1 protein-coding gene is annotated in these 1,194 nt (G+C 49.5%); it reads right to left on the reverse strand.

The features are described 5' to 3' along the window. Positions 1-108: 108 nt before the first annotated feature. Positions 109-1,194, reverse strand: a 1,086-nt coding sequence (locus H0Z19_RS11990; protein ID WP_290726933.1) for a hypothetical protein, incomplete at its 5' end; no start/stop codon positions are given.

The raw sequence follows: 1,194 nt of genomic DNA on the forward strand, positions 1-1,194 counted from the left end.
AATATATGGTCCACGTCGGGTATAACAGAGCCAAGTATAGTAGCAAGCCCCATGCTATATGCAAAAGCTCGCAAAGAACGGTATGTTGCAGGCCCCACATTGCCCCCCTCACCTTGACTGTATGAATACCTGGAAGAATACGCTCGCCTGGATGCGGGCGAGGTCGGAGGGGGTGAGCGTTATCGTGTTCCAGCCGGTCGTAATATACTGCGTTATGTCGAGGTCGGTTTCGCCCGTGCTCCCTTGCTTTACTACCGTGCCATTCACGGCGATGTCCACCGTCGCCTCTGTGTCGATTTCATAGATGCCAAAATCGATATCGTGGGTGTGGTCTGGGAGGGTGATATCATGTGTATGCGTTCCATCATGTACTACGAGTAGAGTCATATCCATGGGTATATCTGACAACTGCACATCAATCGTAACGCTATTTTTCCTGCTTGAAAATTGCCGTTTCCATGAATATACGTATGAGCCATGAGACTCAAAATTGTGGTCTGTAGTAGCAGAATATCCCTCGCTATCAGTTATAGTGATATCATTTGTATATGAGTTTGTCCAGTGATTCACAATGACCAATTCTGCATAATACTCAGAAATATCATGGATTGTGAGAGAGAGTGATTTTGATTCAGAGGCTGCAGTACTAACAGAAGTATTCGCTGCACTTGCCTCGCTCGTCCCAATTACAGCTCCTCCTCCGAGGACGGCCTTCGAATACGCCCTAAACGGCCCGACGACGAGGTTTAGCTTTACGCGGTTGATTTTAATGGCCTCAGGCGGGACATAAATTTTCAGTTCGAGCGGGTGGTCAGGGTCGGCATTGTCACTGTCTTGAACGCTGTACAGGTTCGTCGCGCCCTGTGCGTAGACGCCGAGACTTTCCAGCCCGTTATAGTATTCTTTCAGCTTATCGCTCAGTAAGGCGATAGTGTTCACCAGTTCGGCCCGTATCGTCGTCGGCTTGATTTCGAGGCGCTTAATCCGGTAGTCGCCGTTCAGCCCGAGCTCGCTGTCGTTAATCGTTATCGTATCGCCCACATCGAGGGTGAGAATATCGGAGGTAAACGGCGCTTCTATCTCTATGTGCTCAACAGGGTCTTTGTTGTCGGCGATTATCTGCTGAGCTTTCAGCAAAAGCGTATCCTCGTGCTCGATATCGCGGAGCATGTAGGCTCTTTCCCTCAGCCCATA

Source organism: Archaeoglobus sp., from assembly GCF_017656475.1.
Classification (GTDB): domain Archaea; phylum Halobacteriota; class Archaeoglobi; order Archaeoglobales; family Archaeoglobaceae; genus Archaeoglobus.